Annotated in this window: 15 protein-coding genes; 14 read left to right on the top strand and 1 reads right to left on the bottom strand. The window is 49.3% G+C overall.

Annotated features, from left to right (window positions below):
* Positions 1-50: 50 nt before the first annotated feature.
* Entirely contained in the window at positions 51-1526 is a 1476-nt protein-coding gene (locus AN390_RS06480; protein ID WP_055253378.1) for a hypothetical protein, read from the bottom strand.
* 270 nt (positions 1527-1796) lie between these two features.
* Here AN390_RS06480 and AN390_RS06485 point away from each other — a divergent pair, with 270 nt between their 5' ends.
* The 14 genes from AN390_RS06485 to AN390_RS06555 all read left to right on the top strand — a co-directional run bounded on the left by AN390_RS06485 (position 1797) and on the right by AN390_RS06555 (position 21447).
* Positions 1797-2135, top strand: coding sequence for a hypothetical protein (locus AN390_RS06485; RefSeq protein WP_157686029.1), 339 nt, complete (start codon positions 1797-1799; stop codon positions 2133-2135).
* Positions 2136-2642: a hypothetical protein gene (locus AN390_RS06490; protein ID WP_055253381.1), complete on the top strand. Its 507-nt coding sequence runs from the start codon at positions 2136-2138 to the stop codon at positions 2640-2642.
* Positions 2643-2757: 115 nt separating this feature from the next.
* Positions 2758-4356, top strand: coding sequence for a phage terminase large subunit (terL, locus tag AN390_RS06495; RefSeq protein WP_157686030.1), 1599 nt, complete (start codon positions 2758-2760; stop codon positions 4354-4356).
* Between the two features lie 298 nt (positions 4357-4654).
* Complete coding sequence (locus AN390_RS06505; RefSeq protein ID WP_055253387.1) at positions 4655-6784, top strand: hypothetical protein; 2130 nt, start codon at positions 4655-4657, stop codon at positions 6782-6784.
* Positions 6785-6786: 2 nt separating this feature from the next.
* Entirely contained in the window at positions 6787-7848 is a 1062-nt protein-coding gene (locus AN390_RS06510) for a hypothetical protein (RefSeq protein ID WP_055253389.1), read from the top strand.
* Positions 7849-8711: 863 nt separating this feature from the next.
* The gene (locus AN390_RS06515; protein ID WP_055253391.1) at positions 8712-9851 is read left to right on the top strand and encodes a N4-gp56 family major capsid protein; all 1140 of its coding nucleotides are present in this window, start codon (positions 8712-8714) and stop codon (positions 9849-9851) included.
* Between the two features lie 54 nt (positions 9852-9905).
* Positions 9906-10253: a hypothetical protein gene (locus AN390_RS06520; RefSeq protein ID WP_055253393.1), complete on the top strand. Its 348-nt coding sequence runs from the start codon at positions 9906-9908 to the stop codon at positions 10251-10253.
* A 15-nt stretch (positions 10254-10268) separates the two neighbouring features.
* The gene (locus AN390_RS06525) at positions 10269-10931 is read left to right on the top strand and encodes a DUF6682 family protein (RefSeq protein ID WP_055253395.1); all 663 of its coding nucleotides are present in this window, start codon (positions 10269-10271) and stop codon (positions 10929-10931) included.
* A gap of 1 nt (position 10932) precedes the next feature.
* The gene (locus AN390_RS06530; protein ID WP_055253397.1) at positions 10933-11547 is read left to right on the top strand and encodes a hypothetical protein; all 615 of its coding nucleotides are present in this window, start codon (positions 10933-10935) and stop codon (positions 11545-11547) included.
* On the top strand, positions 11541-11930 hold the full coding sequence (locus AN390_RS06535; RefSeq protein ID WP_055253399.1) for a hypothetical protein: 390 nt from the start codon (positions 11541-11543) through the stop codon (positions 11928-11930). Before AN390_RS06530 ends, AN390_RS06535 begins: the two co-directional genes overlap by 7 nt.
* On the top strand, positions 11930-12493 hold the full coding sequence (locus AN390_RS06540) for a hypothetical protein (protein ID WP_055253401.1): 564 nt from the start codon (positions 11930-11932) through the stop codon (positions 12491-12493). The genes AN390_RS06535 and AN390_RS06540 overlap by 1 nt, the downstream gene beginning before the upstream one ends.
* Entirely contained in the window at positions 12493-13191 is a 699-nt protein-coding gene (locus tag AN390_RS06545; protein WP_055253403.1) for a hypothetical protein, read from the top strand. The genes AN390_RS06540 and AN390_RS06545 overlap by 1 nt, the downstream gene beginning before the upstream one ends.
* 1 nt (position 13192) lies before the next feature.
* Positions 13193-14986 (top strand): hypothetical protein, encoded by a 1794-nt coding sequence (locus AN390_RS06550; RefSeq protein WP_055253405.1) that lies wholly within the window; start codon positions 13193-13195, stop codon positions 14984-14986.
* A gap of 29 nt (positions 14987-15015) precedes the next feature.
* Entirely contained in the window at positions 15016-21447 is a 6432-nt protein-coding gene (locus AN390_RS06555; RefSeq protein ID WP_157686031.1) for a hypothetical protein, read from the top strand.
* Positions 21448-21468: the final 21 nt, after the last annotated feature.

Below are 21468 nucleotides of genomic sequence, written 5' to 3' on the forward strand. Positions count from 1 at the left end.
ATGAGCAGGGTGTTCCCGCACCCTGCTCGTAGTTTCTTAGCTAAGTTATCTTAGAAAAGAAATTTGTTTGTGATAGCCTCTAGCTCTAACGGGCTAGTAGGCTTTTTATTGCGCATTGCTGTTGATTTCGTTAGCTTCTCAAGCTTCGCAGCTCTTGCAGCCAACTCGTCTTGGCGGTATTGGATTGCGCGTACTTTGCTTATCTCTTTAGCAGCCTCGGCCAGCTTCTTCTCGCTACCTTGTGTGAAATGAACACCCCAGAACTCAACACCGTCGTCAGTTGTGAATGACTCGATTGTTGTTGGGTTGCCCAGCAGTCGGTATGCGTCAGCTTGGAACTCAGCTTGCTTGCGTGGACTAACGCGTGTTCCTGTGTAGCCAGCCTTCTTAACCATCTGCGCCACTAGGAACTCGATAGGGTCGAAGGTCATGTATGATGAGTAGACGCGAACTGGCGTGTCTAGCTCTACAAGGTCTAGCAACTTGCGGAACTCTGCTGCGTAGTGCTCTAGGTAGGCGTGTACGATACGTGTCTCACGTAGTAGCTTATCAACCTCTGTAACTTCGTCGTCGCGAACTGCGTTAGACATTGCAGCGATTGTTAGCTCCTCGCTTGTGTTATCCATTTTGTGTATTTGGTCGAGTACGTATTGCTTTCTACCCTCAAGGCGTTCGATTTTGTTTGAGAAGTCGATGGCCTTGCGCATGCACTTGGTAGCAAATGGTATGCTCTTTTCTGGCATATCACCGATGTGTTCAACCACAAGCCCGTAGTTTTTATCCGCAATGGCTTTACCACGTAGTTGCTTCATGATTGCCCAAGCACCGTATTGAGCGCCTTGTGTCCACTCGTCAGGTGTTCTGTGTAGGCGGTCATCAATCCACTCCTCTTTGCTCACGTCCTCGTACACAACCTTGCGTTCGCTATCCATCGCTTGTGCTACGTTGACCTTTTGCTTGCGTAGGTCGTGTTGCTGCATATCATGCACTAGCTCATTCTCTGCCAGCCATTCTGCGGCCTCATCGTCCTCCTCGTAGAAGCCAAGGTCTGCAAGGTCGTTAAGCTCTCCATCTTCTAAGAAGCCATCATCAAGGTCGTTGTTAACCTCGAACGTAGCCTCGATAGCACGTTGGAATGGATGAAGCTCGAACACGTAGTCACCAAGCGTACTAAGCACTTGAGCATGTCCTTGATACTGTTTGAACAGCTCCTCAGCCCAATCAGCCACGCTGGTCACTGCGCTGCTCATCTTGCGTATTCTCTCGCTGTCTGCGTCCTTGATTGCCAGTGCCATTGACGTTGCGATAGTGTTGTCCGCTTGGCGCACCATCTTGTTTAACTCTGACTTGATAGCCCATGCGATACCACGTACCACATAGTTCGTACGGTGGCCGTATACTGTTGATAGCTCATCTATTGCTAGCACTGCTTGTTTCGTTAGCTCTGAGGTTGACATGCTTAGCGCTGCTTGGCCGTTAGCTGTGAAACCTTTAGTGTCTGCGTTAGAGATAAGTACGTTTTTCATAATGTTTACCTTTTATGTTGTTGGGACTCCTAAGTAGGTTCAATGTCCCGATTTATGAATGACTCGAATCAAACTCGATCCGAACCGACCGCGCCTTCTGAGAGAAAGCACATACATATGAACAACCAACCACAGACACAGAAAACGCGGCCTTCGACCTAGGACAAAAAACAAACAAGGGGGGAGGGGCTTCACAGGGGGATTTGCCCATATTTTTTTCTAATTTTTTTGCTGTAAAACTTAACAGTGTTACTATTAGTAAAAATAACAGTGAGGCTAATAATAATGAAAACAAATGCCCTTGTTGAATCGTTGCGTAACACCGCCGTAGAGCTTATGAACACGGCCAGTGAACTTGAGACCAAGTACGTGGTTACGCCACGAAGCAACCCCCAAGAATTTAAACTCGTTATCCCGCTAGGCATGTTCGCTGGGACGGCGATTGACACGCTTAACTTGAAACATGCGCCTAACGTAGCGTACGTCGGCGAGTGCCGTATGGGTGGCGTTGACTACAGCTCAGTGCGTATCCTCGTACGTGAACCTTTCGATATTGATATTGCTCAGTGGGAACTTGTTGGTGACAACACGTTAGTTTGGAGTGAGTAAATGTCGGGGGAATATTCACTATCAACGCTTAGCGGGAGTTATGCGTCGCTTGGCATTGCCCGCCTAACAGCACAAGAAGAAACCTACGTTCAACGCCGCACTCAGGGGATCAATCCTTCTGCGGCGGCTCGTGCGGCTGGCTACAAGTACCCAGCAAGGGCGGTGGCTGAGCTATCTGAACGGGAGGACATAAACCTAGCAATCTCTTACATGCGCGAAATGCAAAGGCAAGTTGCAGTCCAAGCGGGGGCTATTGAGTTCACCAAGGACGACGCAACAGCCCTATATCTTGAGGCGCATGCCAAGTCAGCGACAGCGATGGAAGAAATACGTGCGGTGGATTCGCTCGTTAAGCTGCATGGCCTAGCAACACCTGAAAAAGTCGAAGTTAACATCACTAACCGTAGCCAGATGGAAACTATGGACGATGAGCAACTACTCAAAATGGCTGGACAAGATATTCAATTGTCGCCTGATGAGTATAAGGTGGCGCACGATGAGGACTGAGCATTGCCATGAATGTTTACGCACTGTTCCTCACTTTGAAATGTATGACCAAAAACACTGCCTAAGTTGCGCAAAGCAGCTGGGAACGTTTGTGAGGCCATCTAACAAAGAGTCAGTGCAACGAATCGAACATGAGTTCAAACGCGTCAGAGAGGAAGAAATAGAGGCGTTTAACGTAGAGCTTGAGGCTAGGAAAGAGCTTGCTGAACGTGAGCTGGTTCGTCGTCGTCTTTTACCATTCATTAAGCGGCATAATGACGCTTACATGCCCGGCTGGGTTCATGCCGATATTTGTATGCGGCTTGAGAAATTCGCGCAGGACATTGAGAACGGCCTATCGCCACGGCTGATGATTACGATGCCACCGCGACACGGTAAGTCGGAAATAGGCTCTAAAACATTCCCTAGCTGGTACTTAGGCCGTAACCCTACGCATGAGGTTATCACCTGTTCGTACTCGGGCGACTTAGCAGAGGACTTTAGCCGTAAGTGTCGTGACCTACTGGACACCGACAAGTTCAAGGCAGCATTCAAAACACGTCTATCGCCAGACACCAAGAGCGTTAAAAAGTGGATGACTACAGAAGGTGGTGGCTTCACTGCGGCGGGTGTTGGTGGTCCGATAACGGGTCGTGGTGCGCACTTAGGTATCATTGACGATCCCGTAAAAAACCGTGAAGAAGCTGAGTCGGAAGTTACCCGCCAAAAGGTAAAAGATTGGTACTCATCGGCATTCTACACGCGTCTTGCACCAGGGGGCGGTGTGCTGATAATTCAGACTCGCTGGCACGATGATGACCTTGCGGGTTGGCTATTAAACGTATTTGAGGAAGCGAAAAAAGAGGCTGAGGAGAAGGGCGAACCTATCCCAGAGGACGTAGACCAATGGGATTTGGTTGAGTACCCAGCTATCGCGACACAGGACGAAAAGTACCGTAAGAAGGGCGAGGCGCTACACGAGGAACGCTATCCGTTACCCGCGCTACGTCGTATAAAACGTGCCATGATACCGCGAGATTGGGAGGCGCTTTACCAGCAAAGGCCAGTGTCTGAGGACGGTGACTTCTTCACGCGTGATATGTTCCGCTACTACAAGATTGGCGAGCTACCACCGTTGGAGGACATGCGTCTGTATGCAGCGGCTGATTTGGCTATCTCTACAAAGCAAACGGCGGACTACAGTGTGTTTGTGGTAGTCGGTATCGACCGTAAGCAGAATATTTGGATTGTTGACCTGATACGTGGCCGATGGAACTCGTTGGGTATCATTGACCGTATGTTTGAGATTCAGACGAAGTATAACCCTGAGCTGTTTGGTATCGAGACAGGCCAGATTGAGCTAACGCTAGAGCCGTTCATTCAAAAGGCCGAGCAGGAACGTGGTATCTCACTGCGCTACGAGAAGCTTAGAACACGCGGCGCAGACAAAGGTACACGTGCTAGGCCGATACAGGGTCGTATGGAACAGGGCAAGGTTATTTTCCCTACCATAGAGTCGACACCGTGGATGAGTTCGCTACAGAACGAGCTACTTAAGTTCCCGTTAGGCGCTAATGATGACCAAGTGGATGCGTTGGCTTGGATTGGTCAAATGCTCATGCTATTTGGTATTCGTAACGAGAAGAAGCCCAAGCCTAAAAAGTCGTTTAAGGACAAATTGCGTAAGTTTGGTGGCGGCACTAGAGGCCGTCATAAAAGCGGTATGGCTGCTTAGCGTTTATTGAGAATTAACAGTGCTACTGTTATTATTGGCTAACAGTAAATAATAATAATAACAACAACAGGTCGTGAAACTTGGACGCTGAAACTATAAAACAGATAATCGCGTTAGGCTCGCTTTTTGTGGCCGTGATTGGCTTGTGGCATAAGCTAGTCATACTACCCATCAAAGAGGAGCTGAAACTCAACGCGACAAGTATCCGCACACTTGAAATTGACAGTGCGAAGCTGGATACAACGCTCACAGCGCTTACTAACGCAATTGACCGACTAACCGATAGGTTGGACCGTGAATGAGTAGAAATAAGAAAAGAGACCCGAGGGTTGTTGCTCGTGATAATCAGACCCGATTTGAGGAAGCGAACAACACCAAGCATAAGGACTTTATCAAACGCGCTGTGCGTAACAACAACTTTTACGCAGGTGATCAGTGGAACAAAGAGGATAAAGCCCGCCTAGACCGTGAAGGCCGACCAGCCTTGACGCTTAATATGATCTTATCAACGGTGAACGCCATCATAGGTGAGCAGCTTGAGCGTAAGGTTGAAGTTGTCTACCGACCGCGTGACTACGGCGATGAGGGCACTGCGTTCGCGCTTAATGCCATCACCCGCAGTATTCTTGCGGTAACGCACTTCGACGATACCGAAGAAGATGTGTTTGCTGATGGCCTAATCACAGGCCGTGGGTACTATGACGTTCGTATGAGTTTCGAGAAGAACCTACAAGGTGAGGTTGTTATCACGTCTGAGGACCCTATTGACGTTATCCCTGATAGTGAGGCTAAAAGCGCAGACCCGTCTACATGGAACGAGGTGTTTATCTCACGTTGGCTAACGCTTGACGAGATTGGTGCTTCATATGGCTGGGAGAAGGTCGAGGGCTTAGAGCGCCTAGTTGATACTAGCAGCTATAACACGGACGATAACTTCGAATACTTTGAAGGCACGTTTGGTGGCACAAGCCGCACGACAACAATGGACGAGAAGGACAGCCGTCAGCTAAGACGTGTTCGCGTTATTGAGCGCCAGCACTTTGAGGTAGATGAGCAGTACCACTTTGTCGATATGACTACGGGTAACATGCGACCTGTACCGTTTGGCACTGATAAAGAAGAAATGGAGGCGTTCGCAGAGCAGTATGGCCTTGAGCTAATTAAGCGTAAATGTCGCCGAGTGCGAATGACTGTTACAGCGGATGACATTCTGCTGCATGATGATTGGTCTATCTACCGCTCATTTACTATCGTGCCTTTCTTCCCGTACTTCCGCCGAGGTAATCCGTTTGGCCCTGTAGATAATCTAATCGACCCACAGAACCTACTGAACAAGACCAGCTCGCAAGAGTTGCACATTGTTAACACGACGGCTAACAGTGGCTGGGTGGTGCAGGAGGACTCACTGGTCGATATGGACGCTGAGGACTTAGAGGAACGCGGTGCTGAAACTGGCCTAGTGCTACAGTACAAACGTGGGTATGAGAAGCCGGATAAGATTCAGCCGAACCAGATACCAACGGGCATCGACCGTATCTCACAGAAGGCCGCTGCAACTATCCGTGAGATATCATCGGTTAATGCGTCAATGCTTGGTACGGCACGTGCTGACCAGTCAGGCCGTGCGCAGGAGGCCGCTGTAAGTCGTGGTCAGATTCAGGTGTCGGTAATCGTGAGTAACCTTAAACGTGCCCGCCGTATGGTTGGCCGTAAGGTACTTGAGCTGGTTCAAGACTTCTACAGTGAGACTCGCTACTTTAAAGTGACGGGTAGCAGTATCCTTCAGGGCGAGGAGCGCACGGAGGAGGTCGGCATTAATGTGCCAGATGAGGACGGGAACATAATCAATGATGTGACCATTGGCGATTATGACGTTGAGGTAAGCTTTAGACCTTCGGGCGGTACAATGGCCGACCAAGAGTTTGAGGAAGCGTTGCGCTTGCGTGAAATGGGCGTTGCTATCCCAGACCATGTTATTGTCCAGCACTCGAACCTTACTAAACGTGGTGAAATTGCCGAGTTCCTTAAAGAAAGCCAGGGCTTCGGTGAGCCGAGCGAAGAACAAGCGGCGCTTGAACAGATGCAGATACAGCACCAAATCAACATGCTGCGTAAAGAGCTTGAAAAAGTTGATGCAGATATTGATGTGGCACTGGCGACGGCTAAAGAGAAAATGGCTAAGGCTGACTCGCTAAGTGGCTTCAACCAAGCGCAAATGGAGCTACGACGACTCGAACAAGAACGTGTGGCCAAAGAGCAGGAGCTATCACTTCGCATTGCTCTGGCGGCTAGAGGCCATCAGAATCAGAATGCTATGAACGATAAGCGTATTTCTAGCCAAATCGCTATGAAATCTATGGATATGGCGTATAATGCGTCGAATAAAGATAACAGTAACACTAATAAAAATAATAACAGAGGTGACTAATAATGGCTGCAAACCGTAACCTTGATGGACTTAACGCAACATCGGCAATTCTTGATGATTACACGCCACCTACGCCAGAGGAGCGTGGCGACTTCGTTGAGGACGATGAAGCCCCTGCGGATGACGTTGTTGATGAGCTTGAGGGCGATGACGAAGAATCAAGCGAGCTTGAAGAAGAATCGGATGAAGATGAAGAAGAATCGGATGAAGATGAAGAAGAATCGGACGGAGATGAAGATGAGTCTGAGTCAGAGGGCGAGGGTGATGTGGATGGTGCTGAAGGCGAGGAGGAAGAGCCTGCTGAAAAGCCTTCTAAGGGTGCTAAGGGCCGACGTGTACCACTCGAACGACTAAACAAGGAGATTGAGAAACGCCGCAATCTTGAGTCTGTAGTACAAAGCCTCCGTACAGAGATCGACGCGTTGAAGGGCGCTGGTAGCCAAGAATCGCAAGGCGAACAGCAAGCCGATCCTGTTGGTTTCACCCGCGAGGAGTTTGAGGGTATGCAGGAGGCTATGCTTGACGGCGAGACTGATAAGGCTTTCGAGTTATTCGGCAAAATGATGGCTAGCCAAACTCAAGCGATACAGGCCAAAGCTGAGCAAGAAGTATCGGAACGCGTACGAAATGAGCTTAACCAAGACCGTGCAATGTCTGAGTTGCAACAAACGGCGCAGGCGTTAGCTGAAAAGTACCCAGAGCTTGATAGTGCTGGTGACGAGGCGGACGAAGGTCTGATTGAAGAAGTGGTGGAAATGCGTGACCTGTACGTTGATCGTGGTCTATCGCCAGCCGAAGCGCTTAAGAAGTCAGTTCGCTTAGTTGCCCTTGAAAATGATTTAGTTGACCGTACAGCTAAACCTAAAGCAGATATGGCTAAGCCTACGAAGAAAACTAACACTAAGGCCAAGCTAGCTGCGGCCAAGAAAGAGCGTGGCAAGCTGTCGGGCACAGGTGGTGGCAATAGTCGCCCTGATATTGATATTTCACGCATGTCAGACGACGAGTTTGCAGGTCTTAGTGCTGAGGCTAAAGCTCGTGCACGAGGAGACTACGTAGAGTAAGTTGATTTATTTTTTGAAATTTTTTTTTCGAAAAGGCCGATTAAAATGTCGGCTTTTTTTGCGTTTGCAGAGGTGTAGAATGCGTATTTATGGGTAAGATTTTGTTTTTACAGCTCTTTATTTAAATTTCTGTCCGAGCTGCTTTCACTTGCAACTAATTATCGGTGCATTTCCATGTTTAGCCATAAAGTAGTATCATGGTTGCTTGTTTCGGTGTTTCAAGTAAAAAAAGCCCACACCATGATATGGTAGCGAGCTTATTTAGCATAAAAAGTATTAGCCTACTCTTTATGTTAGTGACGTATGTGTCATCTGTTATGCGCATACTATGCGGTATCCGCCTAAAATGCAATATGTTTTGCGCGGAATTGTGGATAAGTCATTATAAGTAGCTGTTGTGTCAGAGATTAAAACTTTTAATATTTTTAGGAGAACGCATAAATGAAACATTTTATGGTCACTTCCTTCGTTTTAAATCTGAAATCAGTTTTTGACGAACCGTGTGTGTATACTTTGGCTGGAGTTTGTATTTCAGCTTCGGTAGTAACCCTTTGGGTGGTGCTGGAGCATAGACGCAAGTCTAAGCGATAAATGGTATGAGATTAAGACTAGTTTAGGCTAGTCTTTTTTGTGTTTATTTATTAGTATTGCTGTTGAATTTTTAATAAGTAAAAAATATAATTACTGTTATTCAAGGTGATACCTTGTTAATCAATCCTGCCTCACAGCTCAGTTATGCCGTGCATTCATTTCGATAGACCCACGTTACGGGACGACTCAAAACATTTGGATTTAATAAGTCCACTGTTAGTCGTTTCGCGACAAAGCCAACGGCTCAGGGACTAACGAAGGGTATGCTTTAAATGGCAAAGACTAATTTCTCAGCGTTAGACGACGACGCTAAAAAAGTATGGTCACGTGATACGTGGCATCAGGCACGTGAAAAAATGTTCGTGTCGAAGTTCATGGGTTCAGGCCAGAACGCAATGATTCAACGCATTACCGAGCTAACTAAGTCAGAGCGCGGTACAGAAGCGATTGTGACATTAGTACCAGATATGCACGGTGACGGTATCGTTGGTGACAACGAATTAACCGGAAACGAGGCAACGCTAACAGCTCACCAAGATAAGGTTGAGGTTGACCAACTTCGTAACGCGGTTAAAAACACCGGTAAATTAAACGACCAAAAAACGGTTGTTAACTTCCGTGAACAAGCTCGTGACCAGCTAGCTTACTGGCTATCAGACCGTATGGACCAAATGACGTTCCTACAATTAGCGGGCTTAGACTTCGCACAAACTAACGATGGCCGAGTACGTCCTGGTCAGGGTGCGAATGACGACAACCTTTCAGACTTAGCGTTCAACACGGCAGGTGGTTTAGCACCAACTTCTGAGCGCCACCTAATGTGTCTTAAAGGCGGCAAGGTAGTTGATGCAGATACTACTGCAATCACTGCTGACGACAAGCTGGGCTATGACCACATCGTACGTTTACAAGCGATTGCTAAGACTCGCTATATTCGTGGTATCCGTGGTAACGGCGGTTCAGAGGTGTACCACTTATTCTTACACCCAATGGCATTAGCGACGTTGAAGCTAGACCCAGACTTCAAAGAGAACGCACGTCATGCAGGTGTTCGCGGTGATAGCAATACGCTATTTGCGGGTGGTGAGTCTTACATTGTTGACGGCCTACACATCCACGAGTTCCGCCATGTACCAACTACTTTAGGTGCAGATAGTGGCTCTAAATGGGGTGTTAACGGTACTGTTGACGGCTGTATGGGTCTGTTATGTGGTGCTCAGGCGCTAGGTTTCATTGACCTAGATACTGCGTCTTGGGATGAGCGTGATCACTTCGACTACGGTAACAACTACGGTATTGCTTACGGCAAAATCTTCGGTATGAAGAAAATGCAGTTCAAGGACGCTAAGAAATCAGCGGACCGCAATGTTAAGCAAGACTACGGTGTTTTACGTATCGACTTCGCTATCTAAGTTGGGTTAAGGGAGTGAGTCGACCACTCCCTTACATATGCAAGAGAATTACAAATGAAAGTTAAAAATTTTACACGCCAAACAATCCGAGTAACAGCCCCGATTGGCGGCCACGTGCTACTTGTTAAATCGGGTCAAACTCGTGATGTTCCAGCGCACCTTGAAGATGCAGCTATCCGTGCTGGCTTAGTTCCGTTGGAAGATATTGAGCTGCAAGCAGAGCGCGAGGCAGCGATTCTAGCGGAAGAAAAAGCCAAAGCTGAGGCAAAGGCCAAAGAAGAAGCGAAAGCGGCTGAGGAGCAAGCAGCGGCGCTAGAAGAAGCGGCTCGCAAGGCAAAAGCAAGTGAAGCTGCAAAGAAAGCGGCTGCGACACGCGCGGCAAACAAAGCGGCTGGTAAGTAATAGAGGCATATTGTCATGTTAACCGTAGGAACAATACTAACAAATCGCGTCCGTGTCCTTCTACGAGACATTGACGAAGGCGGCGTACAGTGGCGTGACCCAGAGTTGATCCAATGGTTCAACGAGGCATGTGCTGAGGTCGCGAGAGTTCGCCCAGAAGCGTGTAGCACTACAGGCTCGTTTCAGCTCCAAGCTGGCTCAAAACAGAGTGTGGCAACGCTAGGTGCGTCACGTGTGCTTGAGGTTATCTGCAACATGAAAAACGGCGAAGAAGGCCGTGCGGTTCGCCACGTCGAGCGCTCTACGTTGGATAATGAGGACCCTAATTGGATGGCGGGCAGCAAGACTGACACCGTATTTCGATACAGTGTTAGCCTGACAGACCCACGCTCATTCTACGTGTACCCACCTGCTGACGGCACAGGTAGCTTGTTGATGGTTACTGGCACAACGCCAAATGAGGTGGAATCGCTAACCGACCCATTCCCGCTACCGTCAATGTATGCGGCGTGTGTGGCTAACTACATTCTTCACCGTGCGTTCGCTAAGTTCACTGAGTCGGAGTCTATGCAGGCTCGGGCACAAAACTACTACAACGTGTTTGTGTCTCAGATTGGTGACACTCAAGCAAGCATGGAGAATGACAACGCCAAGACCCGTGACCCAATAGGGGCGTAACATGGCGTACGTACAAGAATGGGTTGATAGCATCAGAATGGACGTACCCGAGCCGCTGGATTCTACAGTGGCTCGTCAAGTTAGGTACGCCATTCAAGAGTTTTTCCGAGCTTCGGAGGCATGGCTGCATACAGAGCGTATAGCGCTTGTTGATGACAACGCGCCTCTTGAGGGCATGCCTGATGAAACGTACGTCGCTGCTACGAAGTACGCTTATTTCGAACCAGCTGACCGAGAAGGGCGCTATAAGCTCGTAAGTGAGCTACCCCATAGGTTAATGCCCGCAAGGCGCATAGGTTGCTTTGCGCACAGTGGTAACAGAATCCTGTTAGACGCATTCGAGGAAGGTACGCTTGAGGTGTCGGTTGTCGTGCAGCCCAACCGTAATATCGACAGCGTACCTGACTCACTAGGCGACAAATGGTTTGATGTAATCCGTCGTGGTGCGATTGCCCGTCTGCTTTCTATGCCTGAAAAAGAGTGGTCGAATCCGCGTGCTGCTGCAACGTATGAAGCGCATTTCCGCGAAGGTATAGCTAAGGCCAAACGTGAGGCGAGAGACGACCGAAGCAGGCCAAAGCGTTCGGTGAGATTTAATAAGAGTTTCGCATGGTAACTGACCCTTTTGCAGTTGACGATATTGAATTGGTGTTCCCTACGATAGAGCCGTATATCGAACGGCTCTATCGTTGTTTCGGCGGATACCCAGTGGAGGAGGTTAAGCGCCTCCTTAAGATCCGAGCTGCAACACTCCACCTAGTAGGTGAGGACTCGTTTTTTATAGCCCAATGGGAAGAGGGCAAAGCGCATGTGTTGTGCGCCGCAGCAATGAGCGGCCATGTTAGTGATTGGTCGGAGATAATGACAAGTGTATCGGCTTACCTAAAAGAGCTGGGGTGCAAGAAGTTCACGTTCACGAGCCCGCGTAAGGGCTGGTCGAAGGTGGCGGAGCAGGTCGGTTTTAATGTTGAGTCTGTAACGTATGTGAAGGAGCTTTAATGTCTAGCCCTGATAAGCCTAAAACATCAGAAGGCGAAAAATTACAGGTCGAGCTAGCGTCAAGAATGTTTGACGAGGGTTCAAAAGTTAAAGAGGCTACACGAGATTCGTTCATGGCCTCAAATAGACGTGACAACCGCTCGCAGCTTATGGCTCGTGTGGGTGCAGAGTCTGCTAAAGTCAGCAAGGAACGTCTACAGCAGAGCCGTCGACAGGGTTCATACAAGACTGTAGATGGCGGTGTTGATGTTAAGTCTGCGGGTATCGCAGCGACGGGTAAAGGTGGGCGTTCTTATGATGCAGAAGGCGATATTGTCCGCCGTGATACGTCAAGCACAGAGCGAGTTGCCCGTAGCATGGGGGCAGAAGGCCATCAGCGTTCAATGAGTGACTTCGTTGAGGACAACAAGAAAAAACAAGCAGTCTTTGATTTGATTGGCGCAGGCGCGCAGGTTTACATGTACGGCACGGATTCCGAAAAGAGTGGTAAAAGCGATAAAGGCAAAACGTCGGGGAATGACGCTAACGCAAGTGTCGCGGATATTTTAGGAGCGTTAGAATAATGGCAACAACTACTAGCGACGCCAGCTCGAACAATACCCAATATTCTGGTTTACCTTGGAGCATGAGCAGCATATCGCAGTCGTCTACAGCTTCGGTGGTCAATAATATGATCAACAAGGCGAAAACGGCGGCTGCTTCGGAGCTTGATTATGAGGCTGAGCTTGAGCGTATGTATCAGAACCAAATCACGGATTATGAGCAAAATACGCTACCTATCATTAACGACTTACTAGCCGAGAGTGAGAGTACATCGATTGTTGATAGGTCAAGGTCACTCAGCGAGAACTTAAATGCTAAAACAACTGAGGTAGCGAATAGACAATTGGGCTACAGCATGGGAGGTCAGCTTGCTTCGCAGCGTAATGCGATCAATCGAGGTCAAAACCGTACTGTTGCGGCTTCACGTTCGGCCACCATGACGCAGGCGTATGAGGACCAGCGCGTTAAGCAGCAGGCGGCTCGTACGCAACTTATGTCTATCAGTGAGCAGTTACAGTCATCTGGTACGGCTTCAATGTCGCAAGCATACCAAGCTAAAGAGCAGCGTGATGCGGCCTACAAAGCGGCTAAAGGTGGCTTCATGTCACAAGTTGGTGCCGTGGCCGGTGGTGTAATTGGCGGGGTATTTGGTGGCCCAGCGGGTGCGGCTGCGGGTGCGTCAATTGGTAGCGCAGCAGGCGGAATGATAGGAGGTTAAAATGGCAGGTTATGGAATGCGTGATGGTTCGGCTATTATTAATGCGATAGGCCAGTATGCACAATATGCGGAAAGACGCGAAGAACGTGAGTACCAGCGTGAGCGACAAGAACGCTTAGACGCAGAGAACATGCGACGCCAGCGACTAGCTGATGAGCGCAGTAGTGCCTTGTTTGAGCGCCAGATGAGCGAGTATGACCACAAAGAGGCTGAGCGCCAAAGAATAGCTGATGAGCGCCAGCGATTAAGGGACGCACGACAAGGCTATGTTGATGATGTTACGGCTTCAATTGACGAGCAGGAACGGGCGGAGCTGAACAGGTTTAATCGTGCGTTAACGCGCGATGGCGGCGACATAGAAGTAGCCAGCAATGGTGATGGTACGGTGTCGTTTGGTGTGCTTAAGTCTAACGGCAAACGAGCGCCATTAACCGTAAACCCAAACGACAACACGAGTACGCCTTTGCGAGCCAAGGAGGAAGATTTAAGTCGCCTACAGGCTCACGCTGCTAAAAGTATTGAGGTCGCGGAACAAAACGGCATAGCCCCTGAGCACCATGCAGCTTATGTACGCGCGAGTTTTACTGCGGACGAGAACGGTGTTGTGCGCGAGGCTTCACGCGATGAGTTTAAGGAAAACCTCAAGCAGCAAGGTTTGCTAAATGTTGCGCAGGATAAGCAGGTTTCACCGGATGAGGATGTTCCTACTGAAGAAAACCTCAATCGTTCAGCTGCGAGGCAAGAGGCCGCGAATGAGGCTAAGCGGGAGGGCACTCGTCGTTTAGCTGGTGTTAGTGGCCGTGTTGCTGCGCTGGAAAAAGCTTTCGGTAAAAAGGCGCACGGTGACTCTGCGAGGGCATCGTTTAAGGGTGATGTTGCGAAAGTTACGCCGAGCAATAAGGTTAGCACTCCCGAGGGAGCTGAGGACTTAGCCAAGACTAAGGAAGCGATTGACCAATCAGGTGAAGCACTGCCAAAGGTGAATCGCGCCCTAGAGCCAATTGCACAGGTTGAGGACGTTGAGCAGAAGATGCAGGCCATTAAGGACAAGTATGCGGCTAAGCGCAAGCGCGCAGCTGTTGTCGGCGAGCTGTATCTAACGGGTAATATCAACGAAAAGCAAATGCGTAACTACATGGATACGGGCGATATGCGTTTCAGTACGCATGATATTGAGAAGCACAGAGCCGATATTTATGAGGTGCAGGCGAACGCTAACGCTAAGGTAATTAAGGCGCGTAAAGAGCTGCTTAACGCTCAAGTGGCGGCGGCAAAAGCTACAACCACCAATGTAGAGTCACAGCAAAAAGCGCTTAAAGACACACGTAAGTACCTCGGTGATGTTGGCGCGTCGGTCGCTGGTTATATTGGTAGCATTCGAGGCTACAAACCTGCGCAAATCAAAGGGCTTGAGTCACAAATTAATATCCTTGCTGACCGCTTTATGGCTAATGGCCGCTACAGTGTTGAGGCTATGAGTACGCCAGAATTTGCCGCAATGTGGTCGCATGGTATTGAGTCTTATCTTCGTGCTGAGCCAAATGCTGAGTTAACGGTGATGAGTGTTACGCCTTACATAACAGCGGTTGAGGCTAAGTATAAGCCCGAAACGGCTAATACAATCAAAGCTGTTAGCGCGTACTCAGGACTTGGCGTTAGTGAAGTCAGAGACGTTTATAACGACAGGTACAACGAGGATCGTGCGGAGTTCGAGCAAAAGGGCGGCCAGTGGAATGAAGCAGCCCAACGCGATTTCGACGAGCTATTTAAGGAAACGTACCTTTATAAAAATTAGTAACACTACTAAAAAATATAGTAGTAATAATGTTAAAATCCCTATCACTTAATTGTGTTAGGGATTTTTTTATAAGTATGAGTGATTTCATAGATGAGTTGATCCGAAGGGGCGAGCGTAGAGGAGACTTTGCCAAGAACAAACCAGAGGACGCAATTGATGATGTTGAGCTACGGGATGGCGATAGTGGCGGTATCGGTGAGCCAAAAGATGCGCGCTTCGAGGGCTTTAACACTGTGGAAAAGCCGCATGATTGGCGTAATGACGACCACCCAAACGCAAGTGACGCGCAGGCCGTAACGCAGGGTGTGCTTGATGAAGGTGGCTACGTTGTAAAAGGCAATGAACGAGGACGGTACAAGCGCCCACTGTCACGTATGTATGATAAGAATGGCAATGACATTGCGTCGCGCATGGTTGAGTCGGGTGCGGCTGCACCAGATAGAAGTGTCGACGCCACGCAGGCTGAAATGCTTGGCATTGCCCGTCGAGCGTTGGGCTATGCTCCGTCAAGTGACGAGAAGATGAACGCAGTAGGCCAGAAAATCCGTGAGAGCAACGATGAGTTCAGGCCGTGGGAAAATGCGGTTTTAGAGTCTAAAGTGTACGACCGACGCTCAACGTTTGAACGTGCATTTGACCGTGGTACTGATGAAACAAAAGCGGCGCTAGGTGGCGCGCTTAACTATATCGGTGAAATGGTCGGCAATGAGGAATGGGCTGCCGAGGGTCGGGAGATTGCGCGTAGGCACGGTGTTGATGCGGCTCTTAACAAGCGTAAATTCGAGTCTGTAGACAAGATTGAGGGCTTTAGTGATGCTTTAGACTATGTGGTCGAAACTCTAGGCGAGGCCGCCCCTGGTCTTATAGTTGATGCGTTAGCTACTGCTGGTACTGTGGCAGTCGGTGCAGTGACAGGTGGCGCAGGTGCTGCTGCGGGTGTCGGGCTAATGGGGGCTATGCGAGCTACCGCTGGTCGAGCGCTCATGAAAGGTGCGAAAGCTGGCCTATACGCTGGCCCCGCGTTATCTGGGTTCGTACAGTCTGCGGGTGCTATGGAGAACCGTTTGGACAGCACAGGTGAGGGTGAGCACACAGAGGCCGCGACACTATCGGGTGCTGCTGGCGCTGCGCTAAATGCACTGCCTTTCGTTGCTGTGCTTGGTAAATCGCTCAAAGCTACTGGCCTGTCCGATGAGGCTGCAAAACCAGTGATGGATGCGCTATCGAAGCCGTCTGTTGCTAAGCGTTTAAAAGATGTTTTAGGCACCACGGCAATCGGTGCTGCGGCAGAGGGCGTTACTGAAACGGCGCAAGTTATAACTGATGAGATTATCGCCACAGAGGTAGGCGATGATGAGTGGAGACTAGAAACGCGCGACGCTGTTGAAGCGGGTATCCGAGCTGTTATCGGCGGTGGTGCTATGGGTGGTATCGCATCTACAGCGGGTAATGCTGTTGGCTTCATGCGCGAGTACAACCAAGCTCGTCAGGGGGCAGATGCAGAGGGCGAACAAGTAAATGCTGATGGCTGGAGGGCTGACACTGTTGAGGAAGTAGAGGACGACGGTGTTCCATTTTCAAGTGACGACTCGCTTGAGCAGAGTGTTGAGCGAGCAGCTAAAAAACGCCCTAAAAGCAAACCGAATGCCAAGGTAGAAACAGATGATACGGGAGTCGTAGGCCAAGGCCAATTTGATTCGCTAACTGCCCGTGATGTGCCAAACCTAAGCAGTGACCGCTACGATGAGCTACGCGAAATACTTGAACCAAAAGGTAAGCCGCTTAATGAGTCTCAGGTAGGAGCGCTTATTGATAATGGCACACTAACAAATGAGGAATTAGCGCGCTACGCCGCTGATAGTCACTATGGCGCAAGCACTCCGCTAAGTGGCGGTTATGACAAGGCTCGTGGTGATGAGGCACTTGCCCGTGTATTTAAGCAAGTAGTTCGTCTGTCTCGTGATGGTAAACTCAAGCTGACTGAGCAAGAACGCAACCGTTTAACCGAGGCTGAGGAAGAAAGCACGGATACCGCGTTAAGAGCGGCGTTAGGGTCTATCAACCCAGAGTTCAATAACATTGTGTATCGCAATGCTAACCAATTCGATGGTCGCGCCATGTTTCGTGACTACAGCAAAATCAAACGCGACCGAATAAAGAACCGTGAACGTATCAAGAAAGAAGCGCAAGTCGAGAAGTCAATTGAGAACGCGCCGACTGTTAAGATTCCAGAAGGTGAAGCGCCTAAAGAAAAGCCAAAAGGTGTCGTAAAAAGTGCCCCAGATTGGATCAAAGAAGGCCGCAAGCCAAGCAAAGAAGAAATCGACGAAGCGATGGCTTTGCTGGATAACGCGAAGGACAAGCTTAAAGTCCGCATCAGAAGTGTTATTCAGGGCAAAGGCAAGAATACACAAGCCGCTAGAGATATATTCGCTGTCGAGGTGGCTAAGAATGCAAAACAACTAGCCGAGGTAGGCCAACACTATGACTTCGAGTCGTCAGGTTCGCTTGAGGCCGACAAGCTTACTCTACTGAACAAGATTGTTGATAGCAGCATTGAAGGTACTAAGCCAGATAAACCCAAGGCGAAGAAGAAAGCGCAGAAGCCGACCACCACTGAGGGCAAGGTTGAGTATCTTAAGCAAGAGCTTGGAACACGTACGGCCAGTGATGGTGATATGGGTAAATTGCTGGAATCGCATGACCAGTACCGTAAGTTCGTTAAAGATGGTGACGCGGTTGACCCGTCTAAATTGTCCGATACTGCGCGTAACACGTTAAAACAGCGCGCTAAGTTCGCTGATAATAAAGATATAGTTAAGCAAATCGATGAGCTACAGGCGCGTGTTGATAAGTTCGAGTTCATTCAGTCGTTCCGCAAGGCGGTGGATTCAATGTACGAGGAGACCGCAGCAACGAAGTCTCAACGTGAAATGGGTGAGCGCACAGACCAGCAAGTTGCGTACAGTGAGCGTGATGAGAACGGCGATGAGCGAAACGTTGGTGATGTTCAGAGTGTTGTGGACACCGGCGATAATGACCTAGAGGTTGCGGCCAACTACACCCGCAGAACGCAAATGGCCGAGCGTGTCTATAAAGAGCTAAAGAAAATCAAGGGTATGAATAACGCGGCTCTTGTTAAGTTCATGCGCGAAACTGTAAAACCTACAGAGCGCGAAGCAGCCCTTGGAGACCGCCTGCCTAAGCGAACCCGCAAGCGCAAGGCTATTGATAACCAGAAAACGACCAAGGACAACCAGTTTGTTCAGTTCGATACGAGCAAACCATTGTTCACCTATGGCGACCAAGAAAAACGCCCAGATACTCGCCACTTATCGAAAGGCACGGTTAACCGACTCAAAGAGCACTTGGAGAACGATGATTTAGAAGCGTTTGGCAAGCTGTTAGAAAAGACGGGGATTATGCCCAAAGAGGCGACAATTGGTGAAGTGAAAATGACACCTAGTGAGCGCCTAGCTTCGGCGGCGCGTAATTCGTTCGCGAACAACAAGCTATACAGGTCAGCTCGCGCACGTTCAGGTGAGAAGCGAAGTGATCGCGGCCTTGTGGTACGTGACAATGAATCGGGTAAACCACTTAATGTTGACTTGGACGCTGTTACTCGATGGGCATTGCGTGAGGACAAAATTGACCTTAATGACGGCGACATAAATCTCAACGAAGAGCTTGCTACTGCGGTGCTAAGTGGTATTTCAGCGTTGGCCGACCTACGCCTTGATGATGGCCGCCCAATGTTTAGCTTTAACCTAGATACTATTCGCGATAGCGCTGTAGTGTACCGTGTTGGTGGCGATAAACTGGCATCTGTAACTATGGGGTCTATCCGCAACGGCCTTAACTACAAAGGCAAAAAGCGCAGTACGAAAGTTGATGTTGTCCAGCCTAAGCATGTGGACAGAGATAAGCGCTCTCTGCTGCGTAGAATAGGCATTAAGCTGTCAGATAAGCCAGAGTTCAGTACGATCATTGCAGCGGCTGAGAACGCCGTAGCGGTGGGTGATTTACTGCCTAAAGAGCTGGTTTCTCTTACTTCGTCAATTGAGCACAACTTGAGGTCGAGCCGAACGCTGTCGGACTTAATGCCAGAAGATATAGGCAACGTGTACCGTGATGAAGTGTCCTATGACGATATTGCTTCATTGGTCTCAAAGGCTGTGAACGAGGATAAAATCACTGAGGAACGCGGCGATGAGATACTGCTGGATGCCAAAAATAGAGTGTTTGATAAGGACTTCGAGCAAGCGGCCAAAGAAGGTGGGGAGCTAACTATCGACACGGCGCGTGTTGATGATGAGATAGCGAACCGCGATGAAGTCTCTACGGCTAACAGTACGCGAGGCGTGTTACGTAAGACCAAGCGCAAGGACAAAAGTGGTGGCGGAGCGCAAACGGCTATTAGAAGGTCACTTGAACAAAGTGTAGAGTCGGCAAAAGCAGATTACCAACTTGCCGTAAGGAGGCCTGATAGAGTTTCAGCAGACGGTGTTGATGTTAAGGCGAAACTAGTAGCGGAGGCCAAACGTAAATTAGAGGTGGCTGAGTTAGCGCTTAAAAGCTACAAGGATACAGAAGTTGGAGAAGGCACGGACTTGAGCAAAGGCCGCAAAATTCAGCTAAACCGCAAGCTAAAGAAAGTGGTTAAGCGCAACCGTGGACTAGCTAGAAAGTCTATGTTCCGTTTCTTTGAGATGACGCGCACACGTCTAGCTCGCATTCACCCAGATGCTGCGGCGAGGGCGGACAGGTTCACTGCACTACAACGAAACGCTACGGAGTATTTCGCGTCACGTATTGGCAAGGAAGTAGGAGACAATAAGGCGATTCAGAAGGGCTACGAGGACTCTATTAACAAGGTTAAAAGTCCCGAGCGTGAGAAGTACGAGGCTTTCATAGCACAGCTAAATGCGTACGTTAGAAAACATGATAAAAACTTCAAGCCTGTAGCATCTAAGGTCCACCTAGACTTGCATGCTGTTGAACGAAACAGAGCAGGTTTCTTGTCCATACTTCGTGAGGCGGGAGTTAAGAACCCAGAGGCGACGCTTGACTCAATACTGGACGGTCGAGGATACCCAGAGTACGCAATTAGGCCGGAGCTTAGCAATCAACCAAGGTCGGGGCGTAGGGTGCTAGAGCCACTTTACGAGAAGCTAAAGGAAGGTGGATACGTGGATACAGACGCACCGAGACACTTACTCCGCCTTGTTAACTCGTCAACTAGCTGGGCTGCATGGAATGAGACGCATGGCGGCGTTAAAAACGGTAAGTGGGATTCTAATGCAGAGTTCAATCGCATACAGAGCGAGGTGCATACGGGCAATCGTCAGGAGTTCGCTAAGTTGTATCAGGGCGTTACGGGGCGTTTAGGCATGAACATGTCGCCTATACTACGTAACCTTAACTCTGCTGCTTTAGCTTTTCAGTCGGCTACGGTGCTGTGGTTCACTGGCCTAGCGAGTGTGCCAGAGGTAGCGGCAACATACTCTCGTATGCGTGGCGATACTAAAGGAATGCTGGACGACGCCAAGAGCGTTTTAACGGGGGTAGGGCGAGAGAAAATGTTTAAGGTCGCTCGCGATTTTGACATTATCACCGATGACGCTATCGAGCACTCGCTACAAGAAATGTACAACATGAACGACTTAACTATGGGTCGTATCTCACAAGGTATCCAAGCCTTTGTGTTCAAGTACAACGGCCAAAACTATGTGACCAAAATGACACGTGCAATAGCGACTAAGGCGGCTGAACGCTACCTTGTTCGTGCCGTGGAAGATGGGGCTGATGGGGAGAAGCGCTTAAAAGAGCTAGGCGTAACTGCGGCAGACGTTAAAGCATTCGCATCGGACGCAGACTTAACAAGCCCAGCTGGTAAACGTTACCGTGATGCGGTTCACCAGTTCGTTAATGAGGCCGTGACTAACCCACGTTCTACGCAGCTACCGCTTGTGGCAAATGATCCGCGTTTCTTACTCGTGACTACCCTTAAAAAGTTCTTCTACGGGTTCTATGACAACGTACACAAGTCGTTGGCTAAAGGGTTTAAGGACAGAAGTTCAAGTGTCGATCCTTGGAAAGCAGTAGCCGTTACAGCGGCGGTTGCCCTCCCATTGGCACTAATTGCGGAGCTTATACGCGAGCAGATTAGATATCCGTTTGGCCGCCCTAAGTGGCAGGGTGAGCGTGACTTGGTGGATTGGGGCGGCAGTGTTCTCGCGGCTACTGGCCTACTCGGACCCGCAACGATGGCCGAATCTATCTACGCTGGTACAACCTATGGTAATCACCCTGTCGTGGCCGCTATGGGACCAACCGCTCAGTTTGCTGTTGATGTGGCGACACTTGAAATGCAGCCGAGCCGTGTTGTGCCGCTGGCTAACCAGATACCTTGGATGGCTAAGCCTATCAACGAGTCGGTCAAGAATTTAATTAAATAAAACAGTAATACTGTTATAATG

Source organism: Pseudoalteromonas sp. P1-11, assembly GCF_001399995.1.
Classification (GTDB): domain Bacteria; phylum Pseudomonadota; class Gammaproteobacteria; order Enterobacterales; family Alteromonadaceae; genus Pseudoalteromonas; species Pseudoalteromonas atlantica.

Excerpts from the sequence above, each read along its gene's own strand:
- AN390_RS06480 (WP_055253378.1), bottom strand. The coding sequence starts at position 1,526 with ATGAAAAACGTACTTATCTCTAACGCAGACACTAAAGGTTTCACAGCT.
- AN390_RS06490 (WP_055253381.1), top strand. The coding sequence starts at position 2,136 with ATGTCGGGGGAATATTCACTATCAACGCTTAGCGGGAGTTATGCGTCG.
- AN390_RS06505 (WP_055253387.1), top strand. The coding sequence starts at position 4,655 with ATGAGTAGAAATAAGAAAAGAGACCCGAGGGTTGTTGCTCGTGATAAT.
- AN390_RS06510 (WP_055253389.1), top strand. The coding sequence starts at position 6,787 with ATGGCTGCAAACCGTAACCTTGATGGACTTAACGCAACATCGGCAATT.
- AN390_RS06515 (WP_055253391.1), top strand. The coding sequence starts at position 8,712 with ATGGCAAAGACTAATTTCTCAGCGTTAGACGACGACGCTAAAAAAGTA.
- AN390_RS06520 (WP_055253393.1), top strand. The coding sequence starts at position 9,906 with ATGAAAGTTAAAAATTTTACACGCCAAACAATCCGAGTAACAGCCCCG.
- AN390_RS06525 (WP_055253395.1), top strand. The coding sequence starts at position 10,269 with ATGTTAACCGTAGGAACAATACTAACAAATCGCGTCCGTGTCCTTCTA.
- AN390_RS06530 (WP_055253397.1), top strand. The coding sequence starts at position 10,933 with ATGGCGTACGTACAAGAATGGGTTGATAGCATCAGAATGGACGTACCC.
- AN390_RS06535 (WP_055253399.1), top strand. The coding sequence starts at position 11,541 with ATGGTAACTGACCCTTTTGCAGTTGACGATATTGAATTGGTGTTCCCT.
- AN390_RS06540 (WP_055253401.1), top strand. The coding sequence starts at position 11,930 with ATGTCTAGCCCTGATAAGCCTAAAACATCAGAAGGCGAAAAATTACAG.
- AN390_RS06545 (WP_055253403.1), top strand. The coding sequence starts at position 12,493 with ATGGCAACAACTACTAGCGACGCCAGCTCGAACAATACCCAATATTCT.
- AN390_RS06550 (WP_055253405.1), top strand. The coding sequence starts at position 13,193 with ATGGCAGGTTATGGAATGCGTGATGGTTCGGCTATTATTAATGCGATA.
- AN390_RS06555 (WP_157686031.1), top strand. The coding sequence starts at position 15,016 with ATGTTAAAATCCCTATCACTTAATTGTGTTAGGGATTTTTTTATAAGT.